Annotated in this window: 35 protein-coding genes and 1 tRNA gene; 27 read left to right on the top strand and 9 right to left on the bottom strand. The window is 72.1% G+C overall.

What is annotated here, in order from left to right; all coding sequences use genetic code 11:
• Positions 1-2 precede the first annotated feature (2 nt).
• The 26 genes from IG69_RS0102555 (at position 3) to IG69_RS19865 (ending at position 19,344) form a co-directional block, all read left to right on the top strand.
• The gene (locus tag IG69_RS0102555) at positions 3-269 is read left to right on the top strand and encodes a hypothetical protein (protein WP_084696527.1); all 267 of its coding nucleotides are present in this window, start codon (positions 3-5) and stop codon (positions 267-269) included.
• Position 270: 1 nt separating this feature from the next.
• Positions 271-1,713 carry a phage portal protein gene (locus IG69_RS0102550; RefSeq protein WP_051750077.1) on the top strand — a complete coding sequence of 481 codons (1,443 nt, stop codon included), beginning with the start codon at positions 271-273 and terminating at the stop codon, positions 1,711-1,713.
• Positions 1,713-2,405, top strand: coding sequence for a head maturation protease, ClpP-related (locus tag IG69_RS19880; RefSeq protein ID WP_051750075.1), 693 nt, complete (start codon positions 1,713-1,715; stop codon positions 2,403-2,405). The genes IG69_RS0102550 and IG69_RS19880 overlap by 1 nt, the downstream gene beginning before the upstream one ends.
• Before the next feature lie 36 nt (positions 2,406-2,441).
• Positions 2,442-3,602 carry a phage major capsid protein gene (locus IG69_RS0102540; RefSeq protein ID WP_030526613.1) on the top strand — a complete coding sequence of 387 codons (1,161 nt, stop codon included), beginning with the start codon at positions 2,442-2,444 and terminating at the stop codon, positions 3,600-3,602.
• A 77-nt stretch (positions 3,603-3,679) separates the two neighbouring features.
• Positions 3,680-4,018: a hypothetical protein gene (locus IG69_RS19875; protein WP_036828699.1), complete on the top strand. Its 339-nt coding sequence runs from the start codon at positions 3,680-3,682 to the stop codon at positions 4,016-4,018.
• A 5-nt stretch (positions 4,019-4,023) separates the two neighbouring features.
• Complete coding sequence (locus tag IG69_RS21980) at positions 4,024-4,497, top strand: hypothetical protein (protein ID WP_157577287.1); 474 nt, start codon at positions 4,024-4,026, stop codon at positions 4,495-4,497.
• Positions 4,494-4,844, top strand: coding sequence for a hypothetical protein (locus IG69_RS21975; RefSeq protein WP_036828696.1), 351 nt, complete (start codon positions 4,494-4,496; stop codon positions 4,842-4,844). The genes IG69_RS21980 and IG69_RS21975 overlap by 4 nt, the downstream gene beginning before the upstream one ends.
• Positions 4,841-5,179, top strand: coding sequence for an HK97-gp10 family putative phage morphogenesis protein (locus tag IG69_RS0102525; RefSeq protein ID WP_030526611.1), 339 nt, complete (start codon positions 4,841-4,843; stop codon positions 5,177-5,179). Before IG69_RS21975 ends, IG69_RS0102525 begins: the two co-directional genes overlap by 4 nt.
• Positions 5,176-5,574: a hypothetical protein gene (locus IG69_RS0102520; RefSeq protein WP_030526610.1), complete on the top strand. Its 399-nt coding sequence runs from the start codon at positions 5,176-5,178 to the stop codon at positions 5,572-5,574. Before IG69_RS0102525 ends, IG69_RS0102520 begins: the two co-directional genes overlap by 4 nt.
• A 4-nt stretch (positions 5,575-5,578) precedes the next feature.
• Positions 5,579-5,920 (top strand): hypothetical protein, encoded by a 342-nt coding sequence (locus IG69_RS0102515; RefSeq protein ID WP_030526609.1) that lies wholly within the window; start codon positions 5,579-5,581, stop codon positions 5,918-5,920.
• Complete coding sequence (locus tag IG69_RS0102510; protein ID WP_030526608.1) at positions 5,917-6,456, top strand: hypothetical protein; 540 nt, start codon at positions 5,917-5,919, stop codon at positions 6,454-6,456. Before IG69_RS0102515 ends, IG69_RS0102510 begins: the two co-directional genes overlap by 4 nt.
• 83 nt (positions 6,457-6,539) lie before the next feature.
• Entirely contained in the window at positions 6,540-7,088 is a 549-nt protein-coding gene (locus IG69_RS0102505; protein WP_030526607.1) for a hypothetical protein, read from the top strand.
• Positions 7,085-7,465, top strand: a complete 381-nt coding sequence (locus IG69_RS0102500) for a hypothetical protein (protein WP_030526606.1) — start codon at positions 7,085-7,087, stop codon at positions 7,463-7,465. Before IG69_RS0102505 ends, IG69_RS0102500 begins: the two co-directional genes overlap by 4 nt.
• A 13-nt stretch (positions 7,466-7,478) precedes the next feature.
• Positions 7,479-10,238 carry a hypothetical protein gene (locus IG69_RS20800; RefSeq protein WP_051750070.1) on the top strand — a complete coding sequence of 920 codons (2,760 nt, stop codon included), beginning with the start codon at positions 7,479-7,481 and terminating at the stop codon, positions 10,236-10,238.
• Between the two features lie 15 nt (positions 10,239-10,253).
• Positions 10,254-11,234: a phage tail family protein gene (locus tag IG69_RS0102490; protein WP_030526604.1), complete on the top strand. Its 981-nt coding sequence runs from the start codon at positions 10,254-10,256 to the stop codon at positions 11,232-11,234.
• Entirely contained in the window at positions 11,228-12,352 is a 1,125-nt protein-coding gene (locus tag IG69_RS0102485) for a Gp37-like protein (protein WP_030526603.1), read from the top strand. Before IG69_RS0102490 ends, IG69_RS0102485 begins: the two co-directional genes overlap by 7 nt.
• Complete coding sequence (locus IG69_RS0102480; protein ID WP_030526602.1) at positions 12,349-13,281, top strand: hypothetical protein; 933 nt, start codon at positions 12,349-12,351, stop codon at positions 13,279-13,281. Before IG69_RS0102485 ends, IG69_RS0102480 begins: the two co-directional genes overlap by 4 nt.
• A 13-nt stretch (positions 13,282-13,294) precedes the next feature.
• The gene (locus IG69_RS0102475; RefSeq protein ID WP_030526601.1) at positions 13,295-14,083 is read left to right on the top strand and encodes a hypothetical protein; all 789 of its coding nucleotides are present in this window, start codon (positions 13,295-13,297) and stop codon (positions 14,081-14,083) included.
• A gap of 2 nt (positions 14,084-14,085) precedes the next feature.
• Positions 14,086-15,222 carry a hypothetical protein gene (locus IG69_RS0102470; protein WP_030526600.1) on the top strand — a complete coding sequence of 379 codons (1,137 nt, stop codon included), beginning with the start codon at positions 14,086-14,088 and terminating at the stop codon, positions 15,220-15,222.
• A gap of 9 nt (positions 15,223-15,231) precedes the next feature.
• The gene (locus tag IG69_RS0102465; RefSeq protein ID WP_030526599.1) at positions 15,232-16,275 is read left to right on the top strand and encodes a hypothetical protein; all 1,044 of its coding nucleotides are present in this window, start codon (positions 15,232-15,234) and stop codon (positions 16,273-16,275) included.
• A gap of 3 nt (positions 16,276-16,278) precedes the next feature.
• Positions 16,279-16,896 (top strand): PKD domain-containing protein, encoded by a 618-nt coding sequence (locus tag IG69_RS0102460; RefSeq protein WP_030526598.1) that lies wholly within the window; start codon positions 16,279-16,281, stop codon positions 16,894-16,896.
• Entirely contained in the window at positions 16,896-17,057 is a 162-nt protein-coding gene (locus IG69_RS21970; protein WP_157577285.1) for a hypothetical protein, read from the top strand. The genes IG69_RS0102460 and IG69_RS21970 overlap by 1 nt, the downstream gene beginning before the upstream one ends.
• Positions 17,054-17,512: a hypothetical protein gene (locus IG69_RS0102450; RefSeq protein WP_030526597.1), complete on the top strand. Its 459-nt coding sequence runs from the start codon at positions 17,054-17,056 to the stop codon at positions 17,510-17,512. The genes IG69_RS21970 and IG69_RS0102450 overlap by 4 nt, the downstream gene beginning before the upstream one ends.
• A complete protein-coding gene (locus tag IG69_RS0102445; RefSeq protein WP_030526596.1) occupies positions 17,509-17,946 on the top strand; it encodes a hypothetical protein in 438 nt (145 codons plus the stop codon). Before IG69_RS0102450 ends, IG69_RS0102445 begins: the two co-directional genes overlap by 4 nt.
• A gap of 61 nt (positions 17,947-18,007) precedes the next feature.
• Positions 18,008-18,895, top strand: a complete 888-nt coding sequence (locus tag IG69_RS20795; RefSeq protein ID WP_051750068.1) for a hypothetical protein — start codon at positions 18,008-18,010, stop codon at positions 18,893-18,895.
• Complete coding sequence (locus IG69_RS19865) at positions 18,892-19,344, top strand: hypothetical protein (RefSeq protein ID WP_036828693.1); 453 nt, start codon at positions 18,892-18,894, stop codon at positions 19,342-19,344. Before IG69_RS20795 ends, IG69_RS19865 begins: the two co-directional genes overlap by 4 nt.
• Before the next feature lie 142 nt (positions 19,345-19,486).
• Here the strand turns inward: IG69_RS19865 and IG69_RS0102430 are convergent, their stop codons facing one another.
• From IG69_RS0102430 to IG69_RS0102415, 4 genes are all read right to left on the bottom strand, one after another.
• Positions 19,487-19,915, bottom strand: a complete 429-nt coding sequence (locus tag IG69_RS0102430) for a hypothetical protein (protein WP_030526594.1) — start codon at positions 19,913-19,915, stop codon at positions 19,487-19,489.
• Entirely contained in the window at positions 19,915-20,187 is a 273-nt protein-coding gene (locus tag IG69_RS0102425) for a hypothetical protein (RefSeq protein ID WP_030526593.1), read from the bottom strand. The genes IG69_RS0102430 and IG69_RS0102425 overlap by 1 nt, the downstream gene beginning before the upstream one ends.
• 131 nt (positions 20,188-20,318) lie before the next feature.
• Complete coding sequence (locus tag IG69_RS0102420) at positions 20,319-20,744, bottom strand: helix-turn-helix domain-containing protein (RefSeq protein WP_030526592.1); 426 nt, start codon at positions 20,742-20,744, stop codon at positions 20,319-20,321.
• Positions 20,745-20,831: 87 nt separating this feature from the next.
• Positions 20,832-21,035, bottom strand: a complete 204-nt coding sequence (locus IG69_RS0102415; protein ID WP_036828690.1) for a hypothetical protein — start codon at positions 21,033-21,035, stop codon at positions 20,832-20,834.
• A gap of 100 nt (positions 21,036-21,135) precedes the next feature.
• Here IG69_RS0102415 and IG69_RS0102410 point away from each other — a divergent pair, with 100 nt between their 5' ends.
• Entirely contained in the window at positions 21,136-21,351 is a 216-nt protein-coding gene (locus tag IG69_RS0102410; protein ID WP_030526590.1) for a hypothetical protein, read from the top strand.
• A 15-nt stretch (positions 21,352-21,366) separates the two neighbouring features.
• Here IG69_RS0102410 and IG69_RS0102405 read toward each other — a convergent pair whose 3' ends face one another.
• From IG69_RS0102405 to tmk, 5 genes are all read right to left on the bottom strand, one after another.
• The gene (locus IG69_RS0102405; RefSeq protein WP_030526589.1) at positions 21,367-21,822 is read right to left on the bottom strand and encodes a hypothetical protein; all 456 of its coding nucleotides are present in this window, start codon (positions 21,820-21,822) and stop codon (positions 21,367-21,369) included.
• A 149-nt stretch (positions 21,823-21,971) separates the two neighbouring features.
• Positions 21,972-22,045, bottom strand: a tRNA-Thr gene (locus tag IG69_RS0102400).
• A gap of 182 nt (positions 22,046-22,227) precedes the next feature.
• Positions 22,228-23,775: an alpha/beta hydrolase gene (locus IG69_RS0102395; RefSeq protein WP_030526588.1), complete on the bottom strand. Its 1,548-nt coding sequence runs from the start codon at positions 23,773-23,775 to the stop codon at positions 22,228-22,230.
• Positions 23,776-23,854: 79 nt separating this feature from the next.
• Positions 23,855-24,994, bottom strand: coding sequence for a DNA polymerase III subunit delta' (locus IG69_RS0102390; RefSeq protein ID WP_030526587.1), 1,140 nt, complete (start codon positions 24,992-24,994; stop codon positions 23,855-23,857).
• On the bottom strand, positions 24,991-25,644 hold the full coding sequence (tmk, locus tag IG69_RS0102385; RefSeq protein ID WP_036828687.1) for a dTMP kinase: 654 nt from the start codon (positions 25,642-25,644) through the stop codon (positions 24,991-24,993). Before tmk ends, IG69_RS0102390 begins: the two co-directional genes overlap by 4 nt.
• Positions 25,645-25,659 lie beyond the last annotated feature (15 nt).

Raw genomic sequence — 25,659 nt, 5'->3', positions numbered from 1 at the left:
CCGTGCTCCCGACCGCCTGCGTCCTGCTCGTCCTCCTCGTGCTCGCCGGGCTCGGCGCCCTCCGCTGGTGGACGTGGCGGCCCGTCGTCAAGCAGCGCGTACTCGCCCAGCTCGACGACGGCTCATCCTTCGAGGGCGTCGTGATGTCGCGGCGCGGCCCGCTGCTCGTCCTCGTCGACGCCGTCGTGCGCATCCCCGGCGGCGAGCAGCGCATCGACGGCACCGTCGTCCTCGAGCGTCCCCGCGTCGTCTTCCTGCAGGTGATGTGACGTGGGCACCATCACGTACTACGTCGACGGCCTGCCGGTCACCATCTCGGACCGCACCTACTCGATGACGGACGCCCTCGTCCCCGTCGACCAGCGCGCCTACAAGGCGGCCAGCGAGACCGAGAGCATCGACGAGCTGTGGCGCAAGCAGCCGCACCTCCGGATGGTGACGTCCTTCCTCGCCGAGAACATCGCGCAGGTCCCGATGCACGCCTTCGGGCGCAAGGCGAACGGCGACCGCGACAAGCTCCCCGCGACCCACCCCCTCGCCCGGGCCGTGCGGATGCCCGACCCGCCCCGGCTGACGGCCTACGAGCTCATGCACACGCTCGTCCTCGATGTCTGCCTGCGCGACCGCTACGCGGCCGTGGTCATCGTCGGCGAGGACGGCCGGGCGCGCATCGTCCGGATGCCCCCGGCGACGTGGAAGTTCGAGCGGGACTCGACGAAGCTGCCGACCTCGATCACCGCGTTCCGCAGCGACGGGACCGCGTTCTCGATCCCCCTCGACCGCGCTCTGTGGATCGACGGCTACCCCTCCGACGAGAACACCTCGCCGATCGAGTCGCTGCGCGGCATCCTCGCCGAGGCCGAGCTCGCGGCCAGCTACCGGCGCGACCTGTGGCAGAACGGCGGCCGGATGCCCGGCTGGATCGGCCGGCCGAAGGAGGCCGGCGGGTGGAGCCCCGACGCCCGGGACAAGTTCACCGCCGGGTGGCAGCGGTACGCCTCCGGCGGCGTGCGCGCCGGCCGGACGCCGATCCTCGAGGACGGCATGGAGTACCACGAGCTCGCGACCGGGATCACCCCCGAGAACGGCGAGCAGCTCGAGTCGCGCAAGCTCTCCATCGCCGAGGTCGCCAACGCCTTCCACATCCCGCCACAGATGGTCGGCCAGGATGCGAAGTCGTCCTACAACAGCGTCACCGGCTACCGGGAGATGCTCTACAGCGACACCCTCGGGACGTGGTTCGAGCGCCTCGACCAGGCCTTCAACATGCGCCTGGTGCCGCAGCTCGCGGACCCCGACGAGATGTTCGTCGAGTTCAATGTCGCGGCCAAGCTCCGGCTCGCGTTCGAGGACCAGGCGCGCATCTTCCAGACCACCACCGGCGGGCCGATCATGACCCGCGCCGAGGCGCGCCGCCGGCTCAACCTGCCCCACATCGAGGGCACCGACGAGCTCATCGTGCCGCTGAACGTCCTCGAGGGCGGGCAGGCGTCCGCCACCGACTCATCCCCCGACAAGCCGGCCAACGGCGGCGGCGCGTCGGGTGGCTCCGGCGCCTCCGGCTCCGGCCGCACCCCCAGCCCCGCCGAGGTCGTCCAGAAGGTCTACCTCGGCGTCGACAAGGTCATCACCACCGCCGAGGCCCGACAGCTCATCAACGACGCAGGTGCAGACCTCGCCCTGCCCGGCCCTGACTTCGGAGGCGAAGCGTAATGCCCGACGACACCCAGCTGCTCGCGACCCAGCGCCAGCGCCTGCGCAACATGCAGCCGCTCAACGCCGTGCCCCCGGTGAAGGTCACCGGGTCGAAGGCGACCATCCGCATCTACCAGGACGTCGACGACTGGGGCGGGCCGTGGGGCCTGTCCGCGACCGAGCTCACCGCCGAGCTCGACGCGCTCGGCGACGAGGTCGACACGATCGAGCTGCGGATCAACAGCTACGGCGGCTCGGTCTTCGAGGCGGTCACGATGATGAACGCGCTGCGGTCGCACTCCGCCCGCGTCGTCGCTGTCGTCGAGGGCCTCGCCGCCTCGGCCGCGTCCTTCCTCGCGGTCTCCGCCGACGAGACCGTCGTCATGCCGAGCAGCCGCATGATGCTGCACGCCGCGTGGGGCGTGGGGGTCGGCAACGCGACCGACCTGCGCGCGCTCGCCGACCTCCTCGACAACCTCACCCTGGACATCGCCGAGGTCTACGCGGCGAAGACGGGCGAGGACGCCGCCGTGTGGCTCGACCGCCTGCAGGAGGACCGCTGGTACTCCGCGCAGGAGGCCGTCGACGCAGGTCTCGCCGACCGCATCGAGGACACCAAGACCCCCGCCGACACCCCCTCGTCGGCGGAGGACGGGCAGGCGCACGCGCGCTTCGACCCGTCGCTCACCCTGGCTCTGCTCGACCTCTGAGCCGCCATCCACCCCATCCCGAGAAAGGACGCCCTCATGGCGACCATCCTGGAGCGGTACGCGGCTGCGAAGCAGGCCGCGACCGAGCTGCACAACAAGGCCAAGACCGAGGACCGGCCCCTCACCGACGACGAGCGCGCGAAGTTCGACGAGCTCGTCGCCGAGGCCTCCGACCTCAAGGCCCAGCACGAGCGCGCCGCGGCCGACCGCGCCGCCCTCGCGGACCTCTCCGACCTCGGCGACGCTCCCAGCGCCGGCGCGGACGAGCCGGGCAAGGCGAAGGGCTCGCTCGGCGAGCAGTTCGTCAACAGCGCCGCCTACAAGCGGATGCTCGCGTCCTACAACGGGCAGATCCCGTCGAACCAGCGGGTCCAGATGGACGCCGCCCGGCTCGACATCCAGAACGCGCTCGTCACGGACCCGGGCCTCGCGAACCCCGCTGTCCGCGTCGCGCCGCTCGAGCTCGCGGTCTTCGACCTCTTCGACGCGATCACCGTCATCAACGACAGCCCGCAGGCGGTGAAGACGTTCACCTCGACGTGGACCGACGCCGCCGAGATCGTCGCCGAGGGCGCGCTCAAGCCCGAGGCGACCCTCGTGTGGGACCCGGTCGACTTCACCCTGAAGACGATCGCCCAGCACGTCCCGGTGACGAACCAGGCGCTCGGGCACAACCCGACCCTGCGCAGCCGCATCGACACCTACCTGGTGAACGGCATCCGCGCCAAGATGCAGGCCCGCGTCGCGGCGGCGCTCGCGGCGGCCACCGGCGTCCAGGTGCAGGCCTTCAACACCGACCTGCGCACGACCATGCGCAAGGCGATCACGAAGGCGCAGTACGCGCAGGCGCAGCTCGGCGGCGGCCCCATCGGCACGCTCGTGTCGGCGGCCGACGCCGAGACCCTCGACCTCGAGGCGATGGCCGCGGCCTTCACCGCGGCCGGCGAGGGCCCGAAGCAGCTGCAGTCGGCGTGGCGGACCCCGCTCGTCGTCTCGGCCGCGATCCCCTCGGGCTTCTCCTACACCGGAGACCTGAAGCAGATCGAGCTCTACGTCTCGGGCGGCATCAACGTCATGACCGGGTGGGTGAACGACCAGTTCATCCGCAACAGCCTGACGATCCTCGGCGAGACCGAGGCCGAGGCGAACGTCTTCAACGCCTCCCTGCTCGTGAAGACGGACCTCACCGCGGCCTGACCGCCACCGGCCGGGCTCGCCGTCCTCGCGACGTCGGGCCCGGCCACCCCCTCTCCCACCTCTCTCGAGGAGCATCCATGCGACCCGTCATCCACCAGGGCGTGCAGTACGACGCCGACAACCTCCCGAAGCACATCGACGCCTCCGAGGTCGTGCCGGCCGAGCAGTGGTTCCAGGAGAACCGCGACGCCGGGCCCGCGCGCCGCGAGCCCATCCCCGACGAGCTCCCCGACCCGCAGGGGACGCCGGCCCCGAACGACACCCCGACCCCGGGCGAGCCCGTGACCTCCGAGGCCGTCGTCGAGCCCGAGCCCGTCGTCGAGCAGACCGAGACGCCCACCGGCGAGCCGGTCGTCGAGGAGCCCGTCGTCGACGAGCGCCCGGCGTCCAAGACGTCGCGCCGCCGGGGCCGGTAAGCGCCATGCCCTACCCCGCAGTGGCCCCGGTCCCGGCCGGTCTCGACGAGACCGAGTGGGCGGCAGCCATCGCCGCCATCCGGGGCTACTGCGGGTGGCACGTCGGACCCGAGCACACGGAGACCGTCGTCCTCGACGGCCCCGGCGCCGGCATCCTCATCCTGCCGACGCAGCGCGTCGTCGCGGTCGCGAGCGTGAAGAACGCTGGCGCCACCGTGCGCGACCCCGAGTGGTCGGCCAGTGGCATGATCCGCGGCGGCTGGACCACGAAGTTCCGCGGCGTCGAGGTCACCATGACGCACGGCTTCGAGACCTTCCCCGCCGAGCTCGTCGCCATCGCGAAGTCCCTCGTCGGCGCGGCCGGCCGGGGCGGCGTCTCGCAGGTCACGAAGGGCGCGCACTCCGTCCGCTGGGAGTCCGCCGTCGGACCCGAGCAGCTCGCGTCGATGGACCGCTACCGCCTGGTGGCCCTGCCGTGATCGGCGCGGCCATCACCGCCGCGCTGCCCGTGATGCGCGCGCACGCCGCCTCCCTGCGCACCCTGACGTGCACCATCGAGCGGCACGACGGGACGAGCTGGACCGCCGTGCACACCGGCGTCGCCTGCCACTTCGACGAGGAGGGCGCCGCCTCGCGCACCATCGTCGCCGGCGAGGCCGTCACCCCCGAGTCCCCCGTCCTGCAGCTGGCCCACGACGTGACCGGCATCGAGCCCGACGACCGCGTCGCGATCACCGGTCGCCCCTACCTCTGGGTGACGCGCGCGGCGCTCGACGACGCGACCCACCCCGTCGAGATGCTCGTCGCCTGTCGGTGGCAGCGATGAACGAGTTCACCGCCTACGCGGCCCGCCTGCGTCGCGCCGCCTCGACCGTCGAGCAGCGGGCCGAGCGCCTCGTCGACGAGGTCGGCCGCGGCGCGCTGCACGACGCCGAGCTCTACGCCCCGGTGCGCAGCGGCAAGCTGCGCGGCGGCCTGCGCCTCGAGCGCCAGGGCGCGGTCGCCAAGGTCACCTCGTCCGAGTTCTACTCGCGATTCCAGGAGTACGGGACCTCCGAGATGGCACCGAACCCCTTCGTCGGCCCGGCCGCGCGCGAGTGGGGCCCGAAGCTCGTCCTCGAGGTTGAGCGCCTCCGAGACGGAATCGCGAGGGACCTGTGAGCACCTCCTCCGACGTCGCCCTCATCAAGAAGGCGCTCGCCGACGGCGGCGTGCACGTCGCCGACCACCCGGCCAAGAACCTCCCGAGGACCGAGGACGGCTGGGTCGCACCGGCCGCGGTCCTCCTGCCCGTGCCCACGCTCGGCCGGTACACCCGGGCCAGCGGCGGCCGCTCCGGCGGCGAGGCTCGCGTCCTCGTCTACTGCGTCGGCCACGACGTCGCGACCGCGCTCGACGTCGCGGACGACGTCGACCGCATCCTCGCCGGGCTGCGACTGCCGGGCAAGGGCAGCACGCTGCGCCAGACCGTCGCCCTCGAGCCGGCCACCGAGCCGAACAGCGACCCGACGCGCGTGTCCGCCGTCCTCGAGTACACCGCCATCCGGAAGGGCTGAGCCCATGCAGAACCCGAACGACATCGTCCGAGTCCGCACCGAGCGAGGCGAGTCCGTCGTCTCTGCGGCCGCCGCCCGGCAGGCCGGATGGGAGGTCGTCGGCACGCCGAGCGTCGAGAGCGTGGCGCCTGCGGTGCTCACCCTCGGCGGGCGGGACTACCCCGCCGGCGCCCCGGTCACCGACTGGACGCACAAGCAGCTGGACGCCTACGCGGTCGACCACGACGTCGACCTCGCCGGCGCCAGCACGAAGGCCGCGAAGGTCGCGGCCCTCGAGACGGCCACGGCCGACACCACCCACCAGCCCGGGACCCTCCCGGGCGTCACCGCTGAGGAGCACGCATGAGCGTCACCGTGATGGAGGGCGTCACCGCTGGCAGCCACTCCCCTATCTGGATCATCCCCGCCGCGCTGGTCGACCAGGACCCGACGGACGGCACCTACTCGATCCCCCTCTCGGTCCTGACCGACCCCACGGTCGTGCAGATCGACGGCTACCTCGACGCCGGCGACGTGTCGGTCTCGCGCTCGCCGCAGACCCGCACCCGGCAGCGCCTCTCGCAGGCCGTCGCCCAGAACGTCGTCATCGGCGAGACGGTCGATGTCACGGTGAGCGCCGTCTACGACCAGCAGGCCGCCGACGGCGCCGCGATCAACAAGGCCTACGACGCGATGCCGAAGGGCGCCGAGGTCTACGTCGCGCAGGCCTTCGGGTGGTTCTCGGGCGACACCCCGACCACGGCGACGAAGATCGACCTCGCCAAGGGCGCTGTGCAGTCGCGCTACAAGAACCAGCCGACCAGCGGCGACGAGGACCTCAAGTTCTCCTCGGTCGTCTCGGTCGAGCAGGAGTGGGCGGACGTCGCGCTGACCGCCGCCTGACGAGCGGGTGGGCGCGCGGCCCGGGCTGAGTCGCGCGCCCACCTGTCAGCCCCTCAGCCCTCAGCCCTCAGCCCGGGAGCACCATGCGGACCACCGTCCTGAACCACTTCCACACCTTCCACCCCGAGGCGCAGGCCGAGGTCAAGCGCCTGGCCGCGCAGGAGAGCGAGCTCACCCTCAAGATCGCCCGCCGCGGCGAGGAGGACGAGCCCCCGGCGCGCCGCCGGATGTCGCAGCCGGCCGAGGACCTCGAGGCCCAGCTCGCCGCCGTGCGAGAGCAGATGGAGCCGCTCAAGGCGACCATCGCCTCGGGCGTCGTCCGCGTCACCCTGCAGGGTCTGCCCCGGCGCGCCAAGGGCGGCTCGGGCCGCAGCACCTACCGCCGCCTCATGCTCGAGCACCCGCCGCGCGATGACGACCCGCTCGACCAGCAGCTCGGCTACAACGTCGACACGTTCGGCGACGCGCTGATCCAGGCGTGCATCCTCTCGACCACCGACCTCGACGGCGAGCCCGTCGAGAACCGCTGGGACGAGTGGGCCGACGAGATGACCGACGGCCAGTGGCGCGAGTTCTTCGAGGCCGCGCTCGACCTGCAGCGGGAGGGGAACCCCACCACGTTCCCTCGGTGACGCGCCACCTGCACGACGACGCCGCGGCTCGAGCCGAGGCGCGGGTGGCGCGCGCGATGGGCCTGTCGATGTCCCAGTGGGACGACCTCGACGAGCACGACCGGGCCTATGCCCTGGCCCTCGACCTCGTCGACGCCGAGGACGCAGCCGGGCGCTGCACCTGCTGCGGCGGCGTCGCGGCCGAGTGCCAGAACCCCGACAACCAGCACGCCTACGTCGTGACCTTCCGCCGGTGCTTCCGCACCCTCGCCGTCATGGAGGCCGAGGAGAAGCGCCGCGGCAAGGACGGTCTCGGCGACATGAAGGGCGTCCTCACCGTCGTGCGCCTCGACCCCGCCCTCAAGAAGTCCGCCACCCGCCCGCAGTCCGCGAAGTAGAAGGGGGCGCCCCGTGGCTGACCGTACCGTCCGCGCCATCTTCGAGGCCCGCGTCTCCGGCGCCCGTAAGGGCATGACCGACCTGTCGCGTGACGTGGACAAGACCGGCCAGAAGGTCGACGGTCTGACCAAGGACCTGAAGGCGCTCGACGCCCAGCAGGTCAAGCCCGACATCGACGTCCAGATCGACGAGGCGAAGAAGCGACTGTCCGACCTCACGCGCGAGCTCGGCGAGCTGAAGAAGCAGCCGGCCTCGCCCGAGGTCGACCTGAAGATCGAGGCGGCCAAGGCGAACATCGCCGAGGTCCGGCGCGAGATCAAGACCCTGACGCAGCAGCGCACCGAGGTCCGCATCGACGCGGGCATCAAGGACGCCCAGAAGGCCATCGCGTCCATCACCAACGAGCTCGGCCTGCTGCGCACGCTCGAGGTCACGCCGACCGTCACCGCCGACATCAAGGACGCGCAGAAGCGCCTCCGCGAGGCCCGGGCGTCGCTGCGCGAGCTGCAGGGCGCGAAGGCCGCTGTCACCGTCACGGCCGACACGTCCAAGGCCGAGGCCTCCGTGAAGGACCTCGAGGGCGAGATCGGCGACGCCGGCGAGGCCGGCGGCGCGGACGCGGGCGAGGGCCTGGCGAAGGGCATCATCGACGCGCTCGGCACCATCCCGATCGCGGGTGCCGTCGTCGGCATCGGTGCGGCCATCGGCGCGACGTTCTTCGCCGCGGTCAAGGACGGGCTGAAGGTCGACGCCTCGCGCGACCTGTTCTCGGCGCGGACCGGGCTGGACGAGGCGACGTCGGCCCGCTTCGGCCGCGCTGCGGGAGAGGCCTACTCGAACGCCTACGGCGACTCCGTCGAGATCAACCTCGACACCGCCCGGCGCGCGCTGGCCGGTGGGCTCATCGACTCGAACGCGACCGACGCCGAGATCGAGAACGTCATCGCGAAGCTCTCGGGCCTGCAGGACCTGTTCGAGTACGACATCCCGATGTCGGTCCAGGCCGTCGGCAACATGCTGAAGACCGGCCTCGTGAAGGACGCGAACCAGGCCTTCGACCTCATCACCGTGGCGTCGCAGAAGGTGCCCGGCGACGACCTGCTCGACACCCTCAACGAGTACAGCAACCAGTGGGTGGTCGCCGGCCTGAACGGCGAGCAGGCGCTCGGGCTGATCCTGCAGGGCGTGCAGGCCGGCGCCCGGGACACGGACAAGGTCGCCGACGCGCTGAAGGAGCTCGGTCTCCGCGCCCGCGAGGGCACCGACCCCGCCATCCAGGCGCTCAAGGACCTGGGCCTGAACGCGAAGGACACCGTCGCGGCCTTCCAGGAGGGCGGACCCCGGGCGACCGAGGCGATGGGGAAGGTCTTCGACGCGCTGCGCGAGTCGAAGGACGAGGGGAAGAACGTCCAGTCGGTCATCGCCAACCTGTTCGGCGGGCCCGGCGAGGACCTCGGCGCGGCTCTGTTCGCCCTCGACCTCGACACCGTCTCGAAGGCCCTCGGCGGCGTGAATGGCTCGGCCGGCGCAGCTGACCGCGCGCTCGCGACGATGGCCGACAACAGCGCGACGAAGATCGAGGCCGCCCAGCGGAACATCGAGGTCGCGGCGGACGGGATCAAGGGCGCGCTCGCGGACGCCTTCGGCGACCAGATCGACGCGGCCGCCGACTGGGTCTCGCGCAACCGCGAGCCGATCATCCAGTTCTTCCTCGACATCATCAACGGCGCCATCGACGCGGGAATCGCGCTGTCGGAGTTCACGGCTCAGGGCCTCGAGGGCGTCTCGAACCTGGCCGTCGCCTTCGCCAGCCTGCTCGACGCGATCGACTGGATTCCCGGCCTCGACACGAGCGGCGCGGCGGAGTCCCTGCGCGAGCTCGCGTCCGCCGCGCAGGACGGCGCCGACGGCATCCGCACCAACGTGCCCGCCGCGCTCGAGGACGTGCGCGACAAGGTCAACACCTGGGCGGCCCCCGAGCTGCTGAAGGCGCGCGTGCACGACGCGACCGTCGCGATGGCCGAGGATATGGACAAGTTCTCGGCGAAGGTCGACGAGTCCGGCGGCACGGTGACGATCAACGGCGAGAAGAAGAACGCCGAGGAAGTCCTGAAGATCCTCACCGAGAACATCGACGCCTCGGACGGCACGGTCACCATCAACGGCGACCGGGTGCCGGCGGCCGACGCGCTCGACCGGATCATCAAGCTCATCAACCGCGGCGAGGGCACCGTCGACATCGGCGGCAACACCAAGCCCGGTGAGGGCAAGCTGCGCACCCTCAAGGGCAAGATCAGCGCCGCCGAGGCCTCGATGACAGTCAACGCGAACACCAGCCCGGCGGACGCCGCGCTGGCCGCGCTGAAGGCGAAGTACCGGAGCATGAACATCCGCGTCTCCGGCGTCTCGTCGGTCGGCGGCCTGCACGAGGGCGGCCGCGTCCCGGGCCTGTACGCCGGCGGGAAGGTGCCCGGCATCAACCCCGGCTACGACAACGTGCTGTGGCCGCTCGCGACCGGCGGGCGCACCCTGCAGCAGCCGCTCACCGGCGGCGAGATGGTCGTCAACCCGGTAGCGACCTCCATCTGGGAGCCGCTCCTGCAGGCGATCAACGGCGGGCTGCGGCCGTCCGACATCCCGATGCCCAGCGCGCCCGGGCGCAGCGTCGTCTACCAGGTCACCGCACCCTCGACCGACGCTCGCGAGATCGTCCGCGAGGCGAAGGCCGCCGAGCGCCGCGAGGCCGCACTCCACCCCACCTGGGGCCCGTGATGAACAGGAGCCGACGTGCCGATCCTCGCTAGGGTCAACTTCCTGCGCGGCCGCGCTCCGGTCATCCGGCCCGACGTCGACCGCCGCCGCCTCGACCTCGTGGACGTCGCCACCGGCGCGCCTCTGCCCATCTTCAACGGGTCCGTCGGGTCGACGACGTACGTCGCTCTCAGCGGCCTGACCGGGCTGCGCATGGCCCCGCGCACCTTCACCGAGCGCGAGTACCCCGGCATGGACGGCGCGAGGATCGAGCAGATTCGCCGCGCCCCCCGCGACGTCGTCATCCCGCTGTTCGTCGAGGCGAAGGACCAGCGCATCCTGACCCACCTCGACCAGCTCGACGAGCTGGGCCAGGCGATGTCGTACGACTTCAACGACTACGCGACGGACGAGGGCACGCTCGACCTTGTCGCGACCGGGCAGGACGGCAGCACGCGCCGGCTGCGGTGCTACTACGTCGACGGCCTCGAAGGTGCCGAGGGCTTCTCGGCGAGCAACGCGACCTACTGGTCGATGTTCGACGTCAAGCTGCGCGCCGTCGACCCGCTCTGGCGCGGCGAGCCGTGGACGACGCCGTCTATCGGCCTGCCGACGGACGACCCGTTCCTCTCGGACGATCCCGCCGACGAGTGGCCCCGGCGCCTGTCCCCCGCCATCGCCCTCGGCGCGGACATGCCGCTCTCGATCCCGGGGCGCGTGCCCTCGCCTGCGAGCGTCGAGCTCATCGGGCCGGCGTCCACCACCCGCGTCGCCTCGCCGGGCGGCCTCGACGTCACCATCGGCCCCATCGCGGACGGCGACGTCTTCCTGCTCGAGACGGGCCGGCGGAAGCGCGCGCTGCTGAACGGCGTCGACGCGTGGGAGAAGGTCGGCACCTCGCCGAAGTGGCGGCCGCTACCCCCGGGCGAGACGACCATCACCGTCCAGATGTCCGGAGCCACGGCGGCATCACACGCGCGCGTCTTCGGCGAGAGCCTGCACGAGTCGGCATGGTGACCTCGTGGACCCTGCGCGGCCGCTCGCCGGCGCGCACCGAGGGGACGGCCTTCTCCGACCTCGACAAGCTCGAGCTCGTCGAGCGATGCAACAAGCCGGACTCACTGCAGATCACCGGCCCGCTCGGTCACCTGCGCTCCCTCCTCACGCCGGGCGGCGGATGCACCCTCGAGGACGAGGACGGCGTGCGCTTCTCCGGCCCGCTGATCAACTTCAGCAAGAGCGGCAAGGGCTCCGGCGTCGCGACCTTCGCTTCGGACCTCGTCTGGCCGTGGGGGCGCATCTGCTACCCCACCCCCGGCGCAGCGTGGGAGGACCAGACCGCCGACTACGACGTGCGCAGCGGCTCGGCCGAGTCGGTGCTGCTCGCCTTCCTCAACGCGAACGCCGGCCCGGGCGCGCTCGCGAACCGCAGGGTCCCCGGGCTGATCCTTCCCGCATCGAGTGGCCGCGGCGGCGCCCGGAAGATCACCGCCCGGTTCGACAACCTCGGCCAGCTCATGCACGACATCGCGGAGTCGGCCGGCCTGCGGGTCACGGTCACGCAGGACGGCACCGACCTGGTCGTCGCGGTCGAGAGCAGCCCCGACCTGTCGGCCACGGCGAAGTACGGCACGGACGAGCAGGGCGGCCCGGGCTCCCTCGGCGACGGCTGGGATTACACCGTGCAGGCCCCGGGCGCGACGCGCGCGCTCGTCGGCGGCGGCGGCGAAGGAGCCGCGCGCATCCTGCGCGAGCGGGGCGACGCGGCGGCCGAGGCCCTGTGGTCCCAGCGCATCGAGACCTTCGTCGACCAGCGCAACACCAGCGACACGGCCGAGCTCGACAAGGCCGGCGACGACGAGCTCGCCGACAAGGCGAGCCCCGTCGACATCAGTGTGACCGTCCCCGACGTGCCGGGCCGCCGGCTCGGCCGCGACGTCCCGCTCGGCGCGCTCGTCGGCCTCGACCTCGACGGCGACTTCGTCGCGGACCGGCTGCGCCAGGTGACCACCGTCGTGACCAAGGAGGGCCAGGACGTCTCGGGCGTCGTCGGCTCCCCGGACGCCGGCCTGACCCGCGACCAGAAGCAGTTCCTCGAGCAGCGCAAGGCGATTCGGAAGGTGCAGGCGCGATGACGACCCTGTCGTACCCCATCAACAAGAAGAACATCACGACGGCGATGTGGTCGAAGCTGCTGCGCCGGCAGCACCAGGGCGTTGACGTGAGCACCATCCTCACGCTCTCGTCCACGTCCAACGTCGCGACAGTCAGCGCCCCGAGCCGCCTCAACTTCATGGGCTTCGAGCTCGAGGTGACCGAGGCGCACGACCTCACCCTGCCTGCGGTGACGGCCGGCAACCCGGCCAAGACCTACAGCATCGGCGTGATGTACGACCCGGCGCTCGAGGGCCGGTACCCGGAGGGGCCGCTGTCCCTCGAGGTCTACACCAAGGGCTCCATCCCCATCCCCGCCGGCGGCGCGTGGTGGCCCATCTGGGAGGTCACCCGCAGGGAGTCCCAGACCCTCGACCTGGCGGCCCAGAAGTCCTACCGCGTGGCTCGCGTCTCGACCCTCTACGCCGACACCGGCGTCTCCAACCCCGATCCGGCCTACGCGCAGGGCGTGCAGGTGGTCTTTCGGCGCGACGGTGTCTGGCTGCTCGAGGGCGGCGAGTGGAAGCTCATCAAGGCCGACACGGGCGACCGCACGGACGGCGTGACCACGCCGACCGACTGGTCCGCTCAGGGGACCGCGTGGAGCGTCCTCAACGGCATGGTCGAGGTCGACATCCGCGGCACCCTCAAGTCCGGCTCGGGCCAGCTGGCGACCGCGAGCGGCGGGATCACCGACTTCCGCATGTGCACCCTGCCCGCCCTCGCCCGGCCGCGTCGGACGATCCCGGTCGAGGGGTCGATCACGACGGGCGGCACCAGCGGCGCGACGTTCGCACTGCACGGGGTCATCAAGCAGAACGGCGACTTCGAGATCACGGCGACGGCCCCGAACGTCCGCATCGGCCCCGGCTGCACCCTCTACGTCCACGCCGTCTACCGCAGCAACTGAGAGGACGACCGAAATGCCCACCTTCGGCACCCGGACGAACCCGGCGCACTTCGTCGAGATCGCCGACCCGGCCAACCCCGGCCAGGTCAAGCGCCCCGGCCCGGGCGCCATCCTGCAGGCTCGCAGCTACCCCGAGGGCGTCGGCCTCTCCGACATCGCCGTCGAGGACTACGGCTACTGGGACGCGATCTTCGACCCGGACGCGATCACCGTCTCGGGCGACGGCGGGGTGACGTGGGTCGGCCCACTGTTCTCCGCCGAGGCGACGCTCGCCGCCATCAGCGCCGGCCTGGACGTCGAGACCGCGCTGGCCCAGTCCACCCGGGCGCTCGCCGCGGCGGAGGACGCCCTGCGCCTCGCCGAGCAGGGCGGCGGCGGGACCGGCGGCGGCCCCATCACGATCGAGAAGGTCACCGCGACCGACTTCACGCTGAGGCAGATTCACGCACGCGACGACCGGCTCTCGATCCCCGTCGAGGACATCGCCGGCCCGGACGTCATCTACTCCGGCCTGTACGAGGACCTCAAGGGCGTGCCGCCGAAGGCCGACCTCGTGGGCGGCAAGGTTCCGCAGAGCCAGCTACCCCCGGCGGGCACGCTCATGAACCCGATCCCGCAGAACCCGGACGGCACCTACCCGCCGCGCTCGAGCGTCACCCTCGACGCGACGCGCTCGGTCTTCTACCGGCAGCTATTCACCAGCGCCGAGCCGCCCCGCACGACGGACGGCTCGGGCGCCTACGCGCCGGACCCGGCCGCCGGCATCCCCGGCGACTTCCTCATCGTCGGCGGGGCGCTCTGAGCATGGGGCTCGGACTGAAGCAGCTCGGCAAGGACGCCGCCGGCGTCACCCGATGGCTGTACCCCGAGGAGATGGTCGTCGCGAAGCCGCCGAGCTCACGCGTCGAGACGATCTTCGGCTACAACACCCTCGACTCCGAGGGCACCCAGAAGATGCAGCGGTGGGGCCGCGTGCCGATGGCGCGCTGCTACAACGGCGGCGCCTTCCTGAACCCCAACGGTGACCACTTCAAGCCGGGCGGCCTGTGCTACAGGGCAGCTGGGCTCGGCCTCGCGGGCGTCGAGTCGTCGCGTCGGGTGAACATGAGCGTCACCTACAACCCGGCGTCGGTCACCTCGAGCGCCTCCTCGCTCTACCAGCAGTTCCGCGCCTTCGCCGCTGCGATCCCGTCCGGCTGGTACGTCCAGCTCGTCATGCACCACGAGTACAACCTCCACACCACCGAGCGAGAAGGGCCGCAGGGCATCGGCTCGCTCGCCGACTTCAAGCGGTCCCACCGACTGCTCGCGCAGGCGATCATCGAAGGCGACAACGGCGCCGGCCGGATCGTCCCGGTCATCAACCCGTCGTGGGACGCGGGCAACCTCAAGGACTCCGAGAGCGTGCCGGCCGCCGAGATGCCGCTCGGGACGGAGTGGCATAACGACGCCTACGACAACCCTCGCGGCGTGCCGACCGGCTACAAGGGCTACGGCACCTCCTACCAGCCGCTGCTCCCGGCCCAGGACTCCTACGACATCGCGGCTCGCCTCGGCTACACCCAGCCCGGATACGGCTGGGGGATCGACGAGTTCAACGCCCCGCGTCGCGTCGCCCCCCGGCTCGCGACGCTCGACACGACGACGCTCGACAGCGGCGGGAAGCCGATCGGGTGGGGGCCGCTCTCCCCCTCCGACCTCGACGGCAGCGGACAGGCGAAGTCGATCACCGACTACTGCACGCGCCTGCTCGACGTGCCGGTGCCGCCGACCACCGTCCTGCTCTTCACGACGATGGGCAACCTCTGGAATCAGAAGTTCACGACGGCGGGCACGACCGTGCGCGACGCCGTCGGGCCGCTGCACCAGGGCTGGCCCATCAACGTCGACCCGTCCAAGCCCTACGCGGCCTACCAAGCCTTCATCGACATCAGCGCATAGGAGACCACCGTGGCGACCCCTCCCGCACTCCGCACGAAGAACGACGGTTACTTCCCGACCGTCGGCTCCACGAAGTCCGTCACCATCCCGGGCACGACCGTCGTCGGCGACCTCATGCTGCTGCAGTGGGTCGGCGGCACCGCTCTGGACTCCCCGCCGCCAGGGTGGTCCCCGGTGCAGGAGATCACCGACGGCCCGCAGCACGTCGTCTGGCAGCGCGTCGCGCAGGCCGGGGACGCCGGCTCGACCATCACCGTCCCCGCGACCTCGACCGCGAAGTCCTTCCTGCGCGTGCTGGTCTACGCCGGCGCCTCGAGCGCGAGCCCGATCGCGGGCAGCAACGCGGCCCCCGAGGCGAGTACCGCCTCCGTGCACTCCACGCCGACCGTCGCGTCCATGCCGGCCGACGCCAAGGTCGTCCAGTTCTACGCCGCGAAGGACGGCGCGACGTCGAGCTCGGCGCGCTCCATCGCCTCCGGCCACACCCTGCTCGGCAACCTCGACTCCGCCGCGGCGACGTTCGGCTTCGTGTCGATGGCCGCCGAGCGCGACGCTGCGACGACCGCGGGCACCGTCGCCTCGGTGCTGTGGACGACCGACCAGCCGACCGCGACCGCGTCCATGATCACCGTCGTGCTCGCCCCGGCGACCTCGACCGTCGGCGTCCGGCCCGTGGCCGACACCCTCGTGCCGGCCGGGACCACCTTCGACGGCGGGACGACCATCGCCGGCGTGACCTCCGACAGCGACCCGAACACCCGGGCGAAGATCGGCCTCACCGGCACGGCGGCCGTCGCCGAGGTGCGGATGGCGCCCCTCGCGGCCCCGCTGAACAAGCTCGAGGTCGACGTGCAGTGCTCGCCCGGCACCGCGACCCTCAGCATGGTCGTGAGCCTCTACAACGGCACCACGCTGATCCGCAGCTACCCGGCCTTCACCACCGTGAACACCGCCGGCGTCGCGACCTTCTCGCAGGCCGTGAGCTCCGCCGACCAGGCGGCGCAGACGTCGCTGTCGGACATCCGGGTGCGCCTGAGCCTGACGGGCTCCTGACCGATGGCGGGCACCGCATGGGTCGCCCGGGTCTACGGCGAGGCGACGATGGTCGCGGGCGTCGCGTGGGTCTCTCGCGTCTACGGCGAGGCGACCCAGCAGCCGACGGCGTACGTCGCGGGCATCCTCGGGTCGAACGCCGTCAAGCCGTACGCGATGGTGGCCGAGGTGCGCGGCGAGGCGACAGTGGCGGCGACGGCGCTCATCGCCGCGATCCGGGGCGAGTACGACGCCGCGGCCAACTCCCCCACGGCCACCGCCGGGCAGGGCCTCACCGTCCAGCCCGGCTCGGCCATGCGCCTCGCCGGCACGGGCGCGGCCAAGGGTGCGGCGACGGTCGCGTCCTACGCCTGGCGCGTGGTCTCGCGGTCGGCCACCGCCGGCGCGGTCGCGCTGTCCAACCCCGCCGCGCGCAACCCCCGCGTGCGCTTCCCGGTGACGCGCAAGGCCTCGTGGTACGTCTTCGGCCTCACCGTGACCGACAGCCTCGGGCGGACCTCGCCCGAGGCGACCGTCCGCATCGACGTCCGCCAGGCACAGCTCCTCGCCGCGTCCGCGGGCGGGTGGCGCCCGGTCGGCATCGACGTGCTCACCGAGCCCGGCGCGGACGTGCTGCGCTGATGCCGATTCTCGCCGGCCCGCCGCCCCGCGTCCCGCTCACGCAGGAGGTCATCGACGCCGTGATGGCCGAGCAGCGTGCGCACTGCGCCCCCTCGTCGTGGGACCGCTTCGTGAAGTCCCTGTCCGCGAACCGCTTCCCCTTCAAGGTGGACCCCCAGTGACCGAGCCCCAGCACGGCCCGCCCCTGACGCGCGCCCAACGCTTCGCCCTCGCCGTGACGACCCGCCTGCCCGGGCCGCTCGTCCTCAACCCCGAGCGCATCATGCTCAACGTCGCGATGATCGTCGTCGGCATCACCAGCCTGCTCGCCCTCGGCGAGCCGGGGACCATCGCCCGGGTCCTCAGTGTGCCGCTGCTCATCATGTGGTCGGTGACCCTGCTCGCCGGCGGCACGCTGGTCCTGTTCGGGATGCTGCGCGCACACCGCACGGTCGAGCGAGGCGGCCTCATGCTCGTGGGCCTCGGCTGCCTGACCTACGCGGCCACGCTGTTCGGCTCACCAGGCGCGCGCGCCCAGATCGTCGGCGGGCTCTTCCTCGCGATCGCCCTCGTCCAGCTCGTCCGGCTCCTGGCTTCGACGGCAGGGGGCGCCATCGCTTCGAGGGGGCGACGGTGACCATCTCCGACATCTTCGACTGGATCGCTCGCGCATCCGCCGCGGTCGGCCTCCCCGGCGTCGCGATCTACTACGTCCGCGACCGCCGGCAGAAGAACGCCGAGGCGCGCCGGGCCGAGGCCGCGGCCGACCTCGACGAGCAGACCACCCCCGACCGCGCGAAGACCTCGTCCATCGCCACGATCGAGGCCGAGATGGTCGCCATGCAACGCGCCTTCGAGACCAGCCGCGCCGCCGACGCCCAGACCATCGCCCGGCTCGAGGGCTCCCTCGAGGCCGAGCGCAAGGCGTCCGACGCGAAGGACCGGAGGATCGGCGACCTCGAGAGCAAGGTGGCCGAGCTGAAGACCCGGCTCGCCGAGCTGTCCGACGAGCTCGCGCACGTCTCCGACGAGCTGCGCCTGCTGCACGACCGCGAGCCCGGCGCCGTCTGACCCGCCCCATCCCGACCCCGTCGCCCGACGGGGTCTCAGCCCTGCCCCCCAGGAGGCGGTCATGCCCGGCACCATCAGCGTCGACACCACCTCGCAGGTCTTCACGGCGAGCCGTCAGCCTGACCCCGACCTGTGCCTCATCCACACGACCGAGGTCTGGGGCTGGCCGCCGTACGCCGGTGGTGGTGAGGCTCCCCACGTCACCGTGAAGCCGATCCCCGGCAAGGGCATCGCCGTCCGTGTTCACCGCCCGCCCACCGACGTCGGCAAGTCCCTCGCCAACCGCCCAGGCGGAGTCGAAACCAACCGGCGCGGCGTGTGGCAACTGGAGCTCATGGGGACGTGCGACCCGTCCCGCAAGGACGAGCTCTACTACTGGCCCGACGCCGACGACGTCGTGCTCTCCGCCCTCGCCGAGTTCGTCCGGCCCACCCTCGTGCGCTTCCGCATCCCATTCCGCGCCGTCGCCCCGTTCCTGCCCTACCCCAAGTCCTACGGGTCCAAGGGTGGGCAGCGTCTCAGCTTCACCGAGTGGAACACGGCACGCGGCATCTGCGGCCACCAGCACGCCCCCGAGAACGACCACGGCGACCCGGGGGCCTTCCCTATCGCCCGCTTCATCCAGCACCTCAACCAGGAGGACGACATGCCCAGTGTCAAGGAGCTCGTCGACGCGCTGCTCAGCGCCAAGGTCGTGCCCGCGCCCATGCTCGGCGAGCGTGAGCAGCTCGTCGCCATCCCCCGCTCGGAAGAGCTGTCGATGCGATGGGCTCTCGAGGCCCGGGACAACGCCATCCAGGCGCGCAAGCTCGCCGAGGCGCAGGCCCTCAAGGGCAAGGCCCTGACCAAGGACGAGGTCAAGGCCGCGCTCGAGGAGGCCCTCGCCGAGTCGGTCGACATCGAGGCCACCCTCACCGTGCGCCCGGCCGCGCCGGAGGTGACCCAGTGAGCCGCCTCGACCTGACCCTCGTCGGGGCGTGGCTGCTCGACACGGCGAAGCGGAAGGCGCTCTACGGCCTGCTCGGCGCGGTGGGCGTCCTGCTCGTGGCGCTCGGCGTCGCGACCGACAGCCTCGTCACCGGCTGGGTCGGCGTCGTCGTCGCTGTCGTCGACCTCGCCGCGCTCGTGCTCGCCTCGGTGAAGGCGCGCGCCGGCAACTGGACGAAGCTCTACGCGGCGGCCGCGGTCGTCGTCGGCGCCCTGAAGGCGGCCGGCGTGCTGACCGATGGGCAGTCCTCGCACGCCCTCGACATCCTCGCCGCCGGCGTCGCGATCCTGCCCCTCGTCGCGGCCTTCGTCCGCACCGACACGAAGACGCCCACCGGCGAGCCCCAGGCGGAGTACGTCGCCCGGCACGCCGACCGTCTCGTCGTCGTCGCCGACTCCGTCAAGGACTGACGCAGCGACGGCGCCGGACGCCTTCACCCGGCCGGTCTGTGACGAGGTGACGAGGTGACCTAGGTGGTCTGAGCCCGCAGTGAGAAGCCGCCCCCGCCGACCCGATGAGGTCGACGGGGGCGGCTTCGTCATGCCGACCAGATCACGGCTCTTCGGCTCGGCGGTCGGGCCGGCCAGCGTTGACGTGCTCGCAGTACTTCTTCAGCTGCCTGAATTGCATCTCGAGCAGCATGTAGCCGTTGTCGCCCAGCTTCACGATGTCGTACCTCGTGCGGCGGCCAGCCTCGAAGAGCGAGGCGTAGGCGATGGCCTCGTCGTCGGGGAAGAGGGCATCGACGAGCTGGTTCGTTCCCCGTCCGCCATGTGCGGCGCCAGGCGGGGAGACATGCTTCCGCGGGTGTCTCTCGTCCTTGCGGAGCCCCGGCTCGCCGGAGAGCACGGAGTGCACCCACTGGTGCGCCGCGTAGGCGAGGGCGACCGCCGCCCAGTCATCGAACCCCTCGCGGTGGAGGTGGTCTGCGACTTCCTTGTGATGCTTGGCGCGGCTGAGATGCCAGTTGCGCGTCCCCATCAGGCTTCGGCGTAGGCCTCGTTGGTGACGGCCTCGAGCGGGACGATGTCGTACTCGACAGCGAACTCGTCGACGTGCGCGCGCTCGAAGCTGCGGAGGAGCCGGATCGCCTCCATTCGGTTGTCCCAGTCGTAGTGCTCGATCATCAGCCCGACCCTGACGATGCGAGGAGCCGGCTCCCAGCGCACGCTGACGTGCCGCTTGCCCACGGACTCGCCGAGGTCGAGCACCCGGCCCTCGAGCTCGTACTTGATCGTCTCGGCTGTCATCATCGGTCGTTCTCCCGCCTGCCCCATCGCTTCACGATAGCGCTGATGCTGGCACCGTCCACCGACAAGCGCGGGATTCGGCGGCGCGCGCGTTTCCTGCTCCAGCCAAGAGGGTGCGCCTTCGTGGCCCGAGCTCAGTCGCTAGAGCTCGTCAGCGCCGAGGCGAGCACGGCGTGCACCTTCCCGACGCGCACCGTCGGCAGCCGGCCGGCATCGATCAGCTGAAGCACGCGCTGCCGGCTGACGCCGAGCTGCTCGGCCGCCTCGGCGACGGAGACGAGCTCGGGCACCGGGGCCCAGCCGGCGCGCTCGTCGCGCATCGCCTCGGGCTGGACGGTGACGGCGAGCACCTCGTCGTCGATGGCCTGGGCGAGGATGCCGAGGCCGGTGGCGGTGGCCTGCCGGAGGTCGTCGGCGGGCAGGGTGATGACGGCGACCAGGTTGCCGGTGGGGCCGGCCCGGACGACGCCGTGCCAGGGTGCGAGGGCGTCGATCCACGAGTCGGCGACGTCCTCGTCGCGCGCGGCCGTCTCGGCCTCGATGACGTAGTGCTGGGTCATGCTCTGCTCCGTCTCTGCTGGGTGTGTCACGATGGAGACCGCCCGGGCCACCGGGGGCAGTTCCCTTGCCCCCGGTGGCCCTTCTCGCTACCGCTTCGGCGGCCAGACGAATCCGGCCCGCTTCATGGCGGCGAGGGCGTTGCGCATGGAGCGCCAGTCGCTCGGCGTCCCGGCGAACACGACCACGAAGCGGCCGTCCTTGCTCACCGAGATGTGGCCCCGCTTCGTCACCTTGACGTCGAAGCCCTGCTGCTCGAGCGCCTTGGCGATCTTGCGCATCTCTTTGTCCATCTTCCTACCTCCTCTCGGTTGCTGACAAGTCAAGTGTACTGCATGACTTGTCGTACGACAATAAAGAGAGGGCGTCAGATCATCCGCCTACCCTGCTGCGATGAGCAGCGAGCGGCCGGGCGGCTGGGTCTACCGCACCTTTCAGTGGCGACCGGGCGACGGCGACATCGAGGCATGGGCGCAGGCCCTCGCCGACGACGGGTGGCAGACCTGGGCGGCCGGCGCCGGCGCCGCGAGCCGGATCGACGGACGGCGCGTCTTCGGCGTCAGCCTCCGGCGCTGGTTCGACAAACCGCTCGCCGCGCCGCCTCGCTGAGCGCAGGCAGCTGCGTCACTTCACGCAGAAGCCGTTGTCCTGGATGACCTTGATGATCTGGCGCACCTGGCGCTCGCTCAGACTGGGCACCGTGCCGCCCTCGAAGCGCTGCTGCGTGATCGAGACGATGGAGTCGACACTCCGACCTTCGAGCAACGCCTGGCACGTGTTACGGGCTCGGTCGACGTTCCGGTCGTCGCCGAGCCCCGGGTCGATCGCCGCCAGCGCGGCGAGGAGCTCTCGGCTCTGGCCGGAGTCCGGTGACGGGATCGACGAGGCGCGGCTCGGCGCGGTCGTCTCCGTGCTCGGCGGCGTGACCTCGGGCGTCGTGGGGGCGGCCGTCACGGTGGCGGTCGTCGTAGCGGTTGTCGTGACGCTGACGGTGGCCGTGACCGTCGGCGCCGGTTCAGGCTCCGACCCGCACCCCGCGCACAGCAGAACGACGCCCAGCGCCCCGACGATCACCTTCATGCCCCACCCCTTCGATCGAGGACGCATGTCTACCACGGACAACTCAATCGAAGAACGTCCTACCCGATGGCCGACCTAGGCGGCTCGGCGAGCATGAACGCGAGAAGGCCCCCCACCTGTTTCCGCAGGTGAGGGGCCTTCTCTGTGTGAGCCGCCTATCGGAATCGAACCGATGACCTATTCATTACGAGTGAATCGCTCTGGCCGACTGAGCTAAGGCGGCGTGCGCACACGGCGGACCGGGCGCGCCGGACGAGTATATGGACATCGGCGCGGCGATCGCGAATCGGCCCGTCGGACACCCCGCCCGAGCCGCTCCCCCGGGTGCCTCGAGCGCGTCCTACACCGCAGTACGTGTCGCTGGGACGACCCGTACTGCGGTGTAGCCCGCAACGAGGGCGCGGGTCAGCAGCGCAGGCCGTCCTCGGGGAGCTTCCCGTCGACGTACCAGCCGTCGACGGCGTCGTCGACGCAGGAGTTCGAGCGGGTGTACGCCGTGTGCCCGTCGCCGTCGAAGGAGATGAGCGAGGCCTTGGCCAGCTGGTCGTGCAGGCGCACCGACCACTCGTACGGCGTCGCGGGGTCGCGGGTCGTGCCGATGACGACGATCGGCTCCGCGCCCTCGGCCCGGATCTCGTGCGGCTCGTTCGTCGGCTCGAACGGCCACGACCCGCACGGCAGCGAGCTCCAGGCGAGGTAGCGACCCCACGTCGGCGCCTTCTCGGCGGCGGCGTCGGCGAGTGCCTGGTGCTCGGGGACGGAGTCGGACTCCGGCTTGTCGAGGCAGTTGACCGCGTAGATGACCTCCATGATGTTGCCCGCGTAGCCGCCGCCCGGGTTGCGGTCGGCGTACTGGTCGGCGAGCTGCATCAGGGCCGTGCCGTCACCGTCGACGGCGTCGGTCATCGCGTCGACGAGGGTCCGCCAGGCGCCCTGGTCGTACATCGCGGCGGCGATGCCGAGGGAGGCCCAGCCCTCCGTGAGCGCCGGCACCGAGCCGTCGCCGGTCTTCGGCAGCGGGGAGGCGTCGACGTCGGCGAGGAAGCCGCGCAGGCCCTCCATCACGGAGTCGACCGAGTCGCCGAGGGGGCAGTCGCCCTCCGAGACGCAGTACTGCGCCCACGCCCGCGTCGCGCGCTCGAAGCCCTCGGCCTGGCCGAGGTTGATCTCGGCGGAGGTGAGGTCGGGGGCGACGACGCCGTCGAGGACGAAGCGGCCCACCTGCTGCGGGAACAGCTCGGCGTACGTGGCCCCGAGGTACGTGCCGTACGACTTGCCGAGGTAGGTCAGCTTCTCCTCGCCGAGCGCGGCGCGCAGCACGTCCATGTCGCGCGCGGCGTCCTCGGTCGAGACGTGGGCGAGCAGCGGGCCGGCGTTCTTGGCGCAGGACGCGGCGAACCCGGCTGCGCCGGCGGAGAACTGCTGCTCCTCCGCGGCGTCGTCCGGCGTCGGGTCGGCCCCGAGGAACGCGTCGAGCCCGGCGTCGGAGAGGCAGTCGATCGGCGAGGAGCGGGCGACGCCGCGCGGGTCGAACCCCACGACGTCGTAGCGGTTGCGGACGTCCTTGCCGACGATGAAGTCCGCGGCACGCGCGTAGTCGACCCCCGAGCCGCCGGGGCCGCCCGGGTTGACGACGAGCGAGCCGAGCCGCTGGCCCGACTTCTTCGCCGGGACGCGCAGCACGGAGATCTCGATGGTCGCCCCGGTCGGCTGCGCGTAGTCGACGGGCACGGTCAGCTGGGCGCACTCGGCACCGGAGCACCCCGTCCACGCGAGCTGCTGGGAGTAGAACCGGTCCAGCCCCTGCGTGCCCGGGGGCGGTGACTGCGGGCTGACGGACACCGACGGGCGGGCGCTGCCCTGACCGCGCAGGCCGTCGACGACCGAGCATCCGGCGAGGGCGGTGGAGACGGCGACGGCGCCCGCGACGAGGGCGAGGCGGCGCGGGGTCATGGGCGCACCCTAGGCGAGCAGCATGGGAGCCTTCTCGCCGGGGAGGTCACGAATCGGCCGCAACCGCGCACGCGTCGGCTCAGCGGGGCAGCCGCAGGGAGAGCGCCATCGCTTCGAGCGCCAGCAGCGGCGCCACGTTGGCCCCGATGCGCTCGCGCGCCGTGCCGACGGCGTCCATCGCCCGGAGGAGCTGCTCGGGCGTGAACGCCTCGGCGACACGGGTGACGACGGCCCGGCTGTCCTCGTTGACGAGCGCGGCGCCGGCGCGGGTGCGGTGCACGAGCGCGTCGCGGTAGACCGACAGGAGGTCGACGAGGGCGCGGTCGACGACGTCGCGGGTGAAGCGCGTGGCGCGCGTCATCTGCTCGCGCTCGAGCGCCGCGACCTGCGAGCGCACGTGCGGCGGCTGCGTGCGTGCGGTGGGGTCGGCGCCGAGCACCTCGAGCAGGCGGGCCCGCTCGGCGGCGTCGCGCTCCCCCGACGCCGCGGCCGACTCCTCCTGGGCGATGGTGACGATGTCCTGCGCCGCCCCGACGGCCTCGCCGACCGAGACGATCTTCCCGGCCATCGACACGACGTCGTGGCGGCGGATGCGGGCGTGCTCGTCGCGGGCGAGGCGGCGCGCGAGCCCGACGTGCGACTGTGCGGCGCGGGCGGCGTAGAGGGCCATCGAGTGGTCGACGCCGTCGCGGCGCACGAGGAGGTCGGCGACGGCCTCGACCGACGGCGTGCGCAGCCGCACGTGCCGCGAGCGCGAGCGGATCGTGATGATGACGTCCTCGACCGACGGCGCGCAGAGCATCCAGACGGTGCGCGGCGCGGGCTCCTCGAGGGCCTTGAGGAGGGCGTCGGCGGCGCGCTCGGTGAGCCGGTCGGCGTCCTCGACGACGATGACGCGGTAGCGACCGACGCTCGGCCGGTGGGCCGCGAGCTGGACGAGGTCGCGCGCCTGCTCGACCTTGATCGAGAGCCCCTCGGTGGCGATGACGTCGACGTCGGCGTGCGTGGCGTCGAGCGCGGTGCGGCACTCGCGGCACTCGCCGCAGCCGCCCTGCGGGCAGAGCAGCGCGGCCGCGAACGCGCGCGCGGCGACCGACCGGCCCGACCCCGGCGGCCCGGTGAACAGCCACGCGTGGGTCATCGACGCCGGGTCCCGGACGGCCCGCTCGAGGACGGCGACCGCGGCCTCCTGGCCGATGACGTCGCGCCAGACGCTCACGGCGCTCCCCCGTCGGCGGCGTCGAGGGCATCGAGGGCACCGGTCGCGCGGACCCGGTCGAGGACGGTCGCGTGGATCGCGTCGGGCGGCTGCGTCCCGTCGACGACGAGGTAGCGCTCGGGGTTGCCGCGGGCCATCGCGAGGAAGTGCTCGCGGATCGCGGCGTGGAAGGCGTCGGCCTCCGCCTCGAGCCGGTCGTGGACCTCGCCGCGGCGCCGGCGCCCCTCGGCGGGGTCGACGTCGACGACGACGGTGAGGTCCGGGACGAGGGCGTCGACGGCCCACATCTGCAGGTCGTGGACCTCGGCGGCCCCGAGGTCGCGCCCGGCCCCCTGGTAGGCGACCGAGGAGTCGGTGTAGCGGTCGGTGAGGACGACCTGCCCGGCGGCGAGGGCCGGCCGGATGACGAGGTCGACGTGGTGGGCCTTGTCGGCCGCGAAGAGCAGCGCCTCGGCCCGCGGCGAGACGTGGTCGCCGTGCAGGACGAGGTCGCGGATGGCCACCCCGAGGTCGGTGCCCCCGGGCTGGCGGGTGACGAGGACCTCGCGGCCGTGGGCGCGCAGGGCCTCGGCGAGCAGCCGGACCTGTGTCGACTTGCCCGCCCCGTCGCCGCCCTCGAAGGCGATGAAGACCCCGTCCCGTGCGCTCACGTCGCGAGCCTAGGC

The sequence above is a fragment of the Phycicoccus jejuensis genome, from assembly GCF_000720925.1.
GTDB lineage: Bacteria > Actinomycetota > Actinomycetes > Actinomycetales > Dermatophilaceae > Phycicoccus > Phycicoccus jejuensis.
This window is presented reverse-complemented; position numbering and strand designations above follow the sequence as displayed.